Origin of the sequence: Alteromonas sp. BZK5, from assembly GCF_014349115.1 — a bacterium.
In the GTDB taxonomy this organism is placed as follows: domain Bacteria; phylum Pseudomonadota; class Gammaproteobacteria; order Enterobacterales; family Alteromonadaceae; genus Alteromonas; species Alteromonas macleodii.
The window spans coordinates 1-7,759 of record NZ_JACSOE010000117.1 but is presented as its reverse complement, the minus strand read 5'-3'; the positions used below and the strand labels follow the sequence as shown (position 1 = coordinate 7,759).

General features: G+C 40.1%; 7 protein-coding genes and 1 pseudogene. 6 read left to right on the top strand and 2 right to left on the bottom strand.

Annotation, left to right across the window (positions count from 1 at the left end):
- Positions 1 to 482: 482 nt before the first annotated feature.
- Complete coding sequence (locus BIZ39_RS19340) at positions 483 to 704, bottom strand: helix-turn-helix domain-containing protein (RefSeq protein WP_187447785.1); 222 nt, start codon at positions 702 to 704, stop codon at positions 483 to 485.
- A 99-nt stretch (positions 705 to 803) separates the two neighbouring features.
- Here BIZ39_RS19340 and BIZ39_RS19335 point away from each other — a divergent pair, with 99 nt between their 5' ends.
- The 4 genes from BIZ39_RS19335 (at position 804) to BIZ39_RS19320 (ending at position 4,454) form a co-directional block, all read left to right on the top strand.
- The gene (locus tag BIZ39_RS19335; protein ID WP_163109808.1) at positions 804 to 1,040 is read left to right on the top strand and encodes a hypothetical protein; all 237 of its coding nucleotides are present in this window, start codon (positions 804 to 806) and stop codon (positions 1,038 to 1,040) included.
- A complete protein-coding gene (locus BIZ39_RS19330) occupies positions 1,033 to 2,253 on the top strand; it encodes a site-specific integrase (RefSeq protein WP_187447784.1) in 1,221 nt (406 codons plus the stop codon). The genes BIZ39_RS19335 and BIZ39_RS19330 overlap by 8 nt, the downstream gene beginning before the upstream one ends.
- Positions 2,254 to 2,326: 73 nt before the next feature.
- Entirely contained in the window at positions 2,327 to 3,178 is an 852-nt protein-coding gene (locus BIZ39_RS19325) for an HDIG domain-containing metalloprotein (protein WP_187447783.1), read from the top strand.
- Between the two features lie 190 nt (positions 3,179 to 3,368).
- On the top strand, positions 3,369 to 4,454 hold the full coding sequence (locus BIZ39_RS19320; RefSeq protein ID WP_187447782.1) for a cell division protein FtsZ: 1,086 nt from the start codon (positions 3,369 to 3,371) through the stop codon (positions 4,452 to 4,454).
- Here the strand turns inward: BIZ39_RS19320 and BIZ39_RS19315 are convergent.
- Positions 4,451 to 5,491, bottom strand: a complete 1,041-nt coding sequence (locus BIZ39_RS19315) for a helix-turn-helix transcriptional regulator (protein ID WP_187447781.1) — start codon at positions 5,489 to 5,491, stop codon at positions 4,451 to 4,453. The genes BIZ39_RS19320 and BIZ39_RS19315 overlap by 4 nt on opposite strands.
- 215 nt (positions 5,492 to 5,706) lie before the next feature.
- On the opposite strand from BIZ39_RS19315, the gene BIZ39_RS19310 reads away from it, so the two are divergent.
- Both BIZ39_RS19310 and BIZ39_RS22060 read left to right on the top strand, forming a co-directional pair.
- Positions 5,707 to 7,113: a zincin-like metallopeptidase domain-containing protein gene (locus tag BIZ39_RS19310; RefSeq protein ID WP_187447780.1), complete on the top strand. Its 1,407-nt coding sequence runs from the start codon at positions 5,707 to 5,709 to the stop codon at positions 7,111 to 7,113.
- A 376-nt stretch (positions 7,114 to 7,489) separates the two neighbouring features.
- Positions 7,490 to 7,759 (top strand): annotated as a pseudogene (locus tag BIZ39_RS22060) (WYL domain-containing protein); the annotation flags it as partial.

Sequence of the window (7,759 nt, the reverse complement as noted above, 5' to 3'; positions counted from 1 at the left end):
ATAATTAATAAGTTAAAATAAAAATCGATTGGGAAAACTAATTTCCCATAATAAAAAGCTTAGTAGATTTTCGTTATCTATTTCTTCTTATCAACCAATAAAACCCACCAAACAAAACAACCAAGCTTAATATAGCCATTATTGTTCCGAGAAGCTGAATATTACTCATTGCGTTAGCTCTCCTGTGCATTTACATCTATAGTTGTACATTTCTGGTGTATGCGTTCACAAATTCAAAATTAACTGATTTTCGAAGGTATGCCCCCCAAAAGGCTTTATGAATTTTCAATCACCCATATCAAGAGTTTTGAGCAGTTCTACCTTCACACAAAGAAGCTTTTTTGTCATCTTTCTACCCATTAAACCTGCTGCTTAATAATATCTCCTGGCTTACTTGCAATCCTTAGAAGTAATTTGACAAGCATGAAATTACGATTTTCGTTTATTTAATTATCAAAATACTTGAGCGTTGTAACCGTGCACTAATCCGGCTCATACTCAATTACATCCTCAATTTTACAATCAAAGAATTTACATAAAGCCTCTAACGTAGTGATGCTGGTGTGATAGCCAGTGTTGTTGGCTATTTTACTCATAGCAGAGCTTTGAATACCTACTTCATTAGCTAAAAACGAAAGCGTTATTTTTCTGCCTTCTTGTTCGGATTTCTGTTTTACCAGCTCTCTTATCTTGTACTTAATCAAAATACAGTTACCAAAAAATACACAAAAATGTCTTGATAAGACGAAAAATGACTTGTATATTTGTCTTGTGAAGACGAAAACAGGTCAAAGGAGGCCTTTATGAAACAAACGTTGCTCACAGCAAAAGAGCTCTCAGCCCGAATTAAATTTAGCGCCAACTATATCAATGCGGAGCTGCGAGACTCTATTTTCATCGAAGGTAAGCATTACATTCGACCGTTTAATGGTAGAAAAATTCTATACATTTGGGAAGAGGTAGAAGCGTATTTGTATGAATCTGCTGTTCGAAATGCCTCATACATTCCTATGGCATCTGGGAGAGTGTGTCATGGGTAGCATAAATGTTCGTGAATCCAAGCTCTATATTGATTTCAGGTATCTAAATACACGATGTAGAGAGCAAACTGCATTGCCTGATACGCGGGCTAACAGGAAGAAACTTGAAAAGCTACTTAAGCAAATAGAGTCAGATATCCGCTTAAAATGCTTTGTGTACAGCGATTATTTTCCCGATTCTAAAAAGGCTTCGAACTTTGTGAAAGAGGATGAACAGGCAAGTCGCATAAAACGAGCGATGCTGGCAACGTACCAAAAAGCGTCTAACGCTCTTCAAGGGCATAATAATACGTCGTTTGAAGACTTTGCCCAGGAGTGGTTTTCTGAAAACGAAGTACGTTGGAAACAGAGCTACGTCAGCAGCATGAGAATTTACGTATTTTCTTATCTCACCAAAGAATTTACGGGTTTTGATGTGAGCGAAATAGACCGCCCGACTATTTTGAAATATCGCGCCAAGCTGATGCAACCAAAAGCTGATGGCACTCAACTTTCGACCGATTTTGTAAACCATATCATGACACCGCTTCGCATGATTTTGCGGGAGGCAGCTGACAGGTTTGGTTTCCGGTGCCAATTTGAAAATATTGCGCCTCTTCGCGTAGACCGACGAGATGTTAATCCATTTTCACTAGAACAAGTGCTTACGTTCTTAAAAACAGTGCGTATCGACTTTCGGAACTACTACACAGTACGCTTTTTTACTGGAATGAGGACAGCTGAAATTGACGGCCTGATGTGGAAATACGTTGATTTTGAATTAGGTACGATAAGTATCAGAGAGACATTTGTTCAAGGCCGAATGGATTCAACAAAAACTCGTGGCTCCATGCGCGACATTCAAATGTCGACATTGGTCAAAGAAGCACTTCAAAATCAGTTTGACGTTTCTGGAGATGGGAAGTTTGTTTTTCCGAACTCCCAAGGTAACCCACTAGATCATGGCAATGTAAGAGACCGGGTTTGGAAACCTACATTGAAAAAAATCGGAATGGAATACCGTAGGCCTTACGAAACTCGTCATACCGCTGCAACGTTGTGGTTAGCATCAGGTGAAGCGCCTGAATGGATAGCGCGTCAAATGGGGCACGCAAACACAAAAATGCTATTTGAGATTTACAGCCGCTACGTACCAAACCTCACTCGTAGAGACGGTTCTGCGTTCGAGCAACTACTTTCAAACGTTCTATGTGAGAACAGCCAGCACTTATAGTTTTAGCATTTAGTACACTGTTAAGGTTAATTAGATTGAAGCTTATACTGGTATCAATAAAGAGGGTAGAACGATGAAAATTGATTCATTGCAGCCGGAGCTTTCAGAAGCGAAAAAACTTGCTCGTTTTAAAGGGTTTTACTGCATGGCTGGACTCGTAGCGAAGTTAAACCAGCATGGTAAGCCGTATTGGGTAATTACGTTAATGGATGCATTTACTGAATTTGAGGTGATAGCCACGCAGATTGATTGCGATATAAAACACTTTTCTCACTTTGGCTTTGTTCACGTTGAAGCAAAAAAAATTAAAACAACCGTTGGTGAGGTACATGTTGCCGATTTTATTTATGCTGTTGATGAAATTCCAGAAAAGTACAGGCATATACGCTTAATTCCTAAAGATGCTTCGGTTAACCATGAAGATATGGCGCGCCTGGTCAAAATTGTCGAGAGTATTGAGTATGACGCATTAAAGCACTTCGTCGCGCACACTTTGCTTCAAAGCAGAATAATGGTGCCGTTCCTTCGAAATCCAGCAAGCTTGAATTACCATCATAACTACGTTGGTGGTTTATTAAAACATAGTATACGCGTAGCAGAGTTATTTGCTGAAAACATGGCTGGTCGAAAAGAGGAAAAAGCTTTAGGCATTGTCGGGGCGCTTCTCCACGATATAGGCAAATCCGTCACATTATCAGAGTCTATGAACTACACCACTACTGGAACAATGGTAAATCATGATTCGTTAACGTTGGAGCTTTGTTCCTTACCACTCTACCTACTTTCCAAAACAAACCCTAGGTATGCCGATATTTTGCGTCATATCTGGACTTGTGAGAAAGAACACTTGAGGTATTCCGCGAAGCTCAATATAGCGACTCAGATACAACGATTCGATAGGGAAGACTCAAAAGAGCAAGCTTAAAGTAGCGAGTTTATGAAATAGCATTATTCTAGGTATGGGCTTTCTCTTCAAAAAGACTCTCATGAGGAGTAGTTTCGGCGTCTAAAGCTGGTATGGCATAGATCTAATATACGTTCGATAATCCTATGCGTCATCTTTTGCCGCATTGTTGTTTCATGCTTACAAGACATTAGTTTTCAAAAGTAAGTACATGCAAGACATTCGAACCGAACGAATTAATATTCACGTTATAGGTGTGGGAGGCTGTGGTGGCAATGCGATAAGCAACATGGCCAGTCTTTGCTCACATGAAAATATCAGGTTTAGCTCTGTTAATACTGATATCGCTGCTTTGCATAGGTGTACAAATCATGAAGTGGTATTGATAGGCGAGGCAAAAACAAAGGGATATGGAGCCGGGGCCGACCCGGATGTAGCAAGCGACGCCGCCATTCAGAGCAAAGATGCCTTAGCGACATTAATAAAAGATGCTGACCTTATTATCATTATCGCTGGCCTGGGAGGTGGCACTGGAAGTGGGGCAACGCCAATCTTGATTGATTTAGCCAAAGAGAGCGATATCGATGTGATGTGTTTTGTGACGCTGCCTTTCAAAGCTGAGGGAGGAAAGCGAAGCGACATTGCTAGAAACGCGCTTGAGACAATACGAAGTAAAGCCAATGCTACTCTCGTTATGTCTAACGATTCATTGCTTTCTGCACTAGATGAAACCGTAGGGCTTCTCTCTGCATTTCGTCACTGTGACACTCAGATGCACAGAATTGTCGAAGCCATTATCGTAATGCTCACGAACACGGGTTATATCAACGTCGACATTAATGATTTCAGTCACATTCTCTCTCTAGAAGGGGATACTGCGCTAGGTGTGGGTATAGCTGAAGATGACAGTTCATTAAGCGCAGCATTAAAACATGCTTTAGAAAACCCATTGGTCGACAAACAAAATATAATTGGGGCGCAGGGTGTTATTGCGCAGCTTACGTGTAGAGAAGAGCCCAGCTTAGCAATGTATGAAGAAATGCTAGCGACACTCCAATCTTTAGTCGATGGCCCTCAAACTCTTATTATTACAGGCGTAACCTTATCTCCAGAATTACCACACTTTGGTGAAGTCTTAGTTATCGCCACAGGTGTGCCTTCTAAGACTCAAAACTTTGAACAAGAGAAAAATGTGATACCCATGAAGCAAGCATCTGTTCCAGCATCATCCAAAAAGGACGCTGCATATTTGGATATACCTGCTTTTGTTAGGCTGCAGGGTAGGGAGTTATCTTAGTCTGAAGGCAATGGTCTTTCTTGCGCAAATTTTTCCTGGTAAGCGAAGAATAACCTTTCAGAAAGCTCAACAAAATACTGCCTCAGTTTTTGAGGGGCGATGACCTCTATGTTGTCGCCTAAACCTCTTAAGAAAGCGCGTAATTTATTGGTATCTTTCACCGTGGCGATCAATAAAGATTTATCTGCATGACTTGATTGCATAATGACCTGGTCGTTACTCAGCCTGTAGCCGTGAAGTAAAAATAAAGAGTTATTTTTAACCAATAGCTTAAGTTTAATGTCTTCTTTATTGTTAGCCGACAAGGTTTGGATATTTTCCTGCTCACTGAATTCTTGTTGGCAGTCTTCGTCAGTGACAGTAATGTTTCTTATAAACTGTAACGGTAGTGCGTAGCGTCTTTTGTGCAGCGAACCAAAAGTACATACAAAGAGTTGTCTGCCATCTTGTTTAACCAGCCCCATAGGGTTAACTCTGTCGTAGTGCTTCCAAACCATTTCATTGCCGCCGCTAAAAATACGCTTAATATCGGCAGAGATTTGTTTTTTAAAAAAGATTGCGCTTTTTAATCTTTCAAACGAAGTTGCATCTATTTCGGGTGGAATGAGCGGCTGGGAAACTTGCGAATCCGCCACTGATCTTAGCCAGTTTGTAAGTAAAGAGTCACTATCTTGCTCTAAGACCTGGCTCGCCTTTGCAAAGTAAGGCTGCATTTCTTTAAGTGTAGAATTTGGCAGTGTGGCACCGGACTGTTCAAGCACCTTAAATGCGAGAGCGGTATTACCATCCATCAAGCTTAAATTGAGTTTCTTAAAATTAGCGTTTATAAACCAGCCGTAGGGTTTTGAACGTTTATCAACGTCTAACCCAAATAGCCCAATATTTTCTAGGCTAACTAAGTCCCGCTGCACCGTGCGCATATCGATATTGTGATGACCGCAGTTTTGTAAATTTTCAAAAATTTGTCGGCTAGATACCTTTCTAGGTGCAGAAGGCACAAATTGAAGAATGTCGAGCTTGCGTTGAAATGCACTCATTGGGGAAAACTGACTTTTGCAATTATGTCTTCACCATAGCATAGAGATAGCATGCGACAAAAATTGTCGCATGCTCTTAGAAAACTATCAATCATGGCTTAAGCTGCAGTAATGTCGCAGTATGTGCTTAAAAAATCTGAGCAATTCACTAAAATAAGAGCTATTTTAAAGGTACTAAACGAAAAATACGTCAATATTCTAAATCAAGGATGAAAATGTTTAACTTAGCAACATTCCGTAATAGTGTTTTCCTTCAACATGAATATGCATTGGCAACAGGGCGTTCAATCGTGAACTTAATGACTCGCTCTAGAGATATTCATGGAAAAACTAACTTTTCTAACTTTCTCATACAAACTCAGTCAACCAGCAGCCCAATTAAATGGCTAGAGTACGAAGAATCTCTTGATGCTAGTGTTAAACCACTTAAACAAGCTGCGACATTCTTATCAGAGCTTGAGGCGTTGGCAGGGGCTACTATTTCAGAGCTATTAGAGGGCTTAAAAAGAAAACACAGTGGTACAACGCTTCGTAAAATATTTGGTTTAGAAAGCGAGGAGTGGGCTGATGTAACTAAATCAGAGTTGCTCCCATTACTCAAAGAGTTCGACTTCTGGATACGCTATCTTGATGAACTTGGGGTCTCAGAACAGTTAACCTCTGCTTATGATGTCCAGACACTTCTCAACATGCCTCTATTTTCCTCTGTTAAGCGCTTAGCGGATGTTATTGATTTAAACAGTGCTGGCTGGGAGCATGATCAAAAGATATTCGATAATTTGGTAGGTAGACTGGACAAGGAGAACAGCAATTTCGTCTCAGAATGGTTAACTTCGCCAGTACTAGAGGCGCATTATAACGCTCATACCCATCGTCAATATGACTCTTTATTCTCATGGCTTTTTTTGTCTTTAATATCAGAGCACCATGGTTTTAAAAGTAATTTTTGGGCAACAAAGAAACAATGGGAGAAAATGGGATGTGAATTAAGTGTAGATGCGAAACCAGCTGCTGTTTTTCATCACTTCACAATAAAAGCTAAAGAAGACGCTGTTCAGCTGGCAGAAGATGAAGTTACGAGTGGATTTGGGAGAAAGGTATCTATTGTCTATAACGCGAGTCAAGTAATAGGTTTTGATGGCGCTGATGCTGTCGATGTGAAAGTTAAACCTCTTTCTAAGTTGGATGAGATTATTAAAGCGTTAAATGTTCGTATTGAACACACAATAGAAGGTAAGGCGTTTTACGATCCCAACGACGATTATATAACTATGCCACAGAAAGAGATGTTCAAAGGTAAGGACGCAACAAAAGCCTACTATGGTACGTTGATTCACGAAATGGTTCATTGGACAGGTCATGAAAGTCGCTGTAACAGAGAAATAGGACATGAATTTGGAAGCGCGAAATACGCTTTTGAAGAACTAGTTGCAGAACTCGGGTCTTGTTTTTTGTGTACGCGCTTTGGTATACGAAAATTGCCTGGTGTTAACTCTGTGAGATACATCAACAGTTGGCTTTCTAGCCTGAATGTAAAAGACACAATGAAAAAGCTGGAATCAGCAGCAAGAAAAGCAAATCAAGCTAGCAACTATATTTACATCCCTCAGCGAGATGATTGATGAAATGTAGCTCATTCTTTAAGTTCGCTGGGGATGTTGAGGTAAATACAGGGTTGCCTAGTAGAATCAGTTAGCTCTCTTTGAGGTTTCAACATAGCCTGACTTACTGAAATCCTTTAATCAGGCTCAATGATAGTGTTCACATTTCTTACGGGGCATGCACACTCTAGTTATGAAAGCTATTGAATTATCTGGAAGTTGATTAATCTTGAATTGACGACGTGACGATTCAAGCGGCACGTCGTCGTGTCCGCTCATATTAATATACACTCTTACATCAGAATCAAATTTAACTACATGATCTAATCATAATCATTGCACCACCTTTCATAATTGACTACTATTTAGCGATAAGGTTTTAAAAATTATAAAAATAATGTCATTACTGGAAACCGCCAATCATGCCCAACGTGAACGTTTGGCATTTATAGACTTTAACCTCCAATACTTTGGTCAAGTAGCTAGGGCTGACTTGATTCAACGCTTTCAAACAGGCCTGGCAGCAGCCACTCGTGACTTTTCATTTTATAAAGAGTGTGCTCCAAAGAACTTGGTGTTGAAGCACCAAACTAAAAAGTATCATCGAACAAATTTGTTCAAACCTTTATTTGAACATGAACCAGAGGCCGTACTAACAGGTCTATGT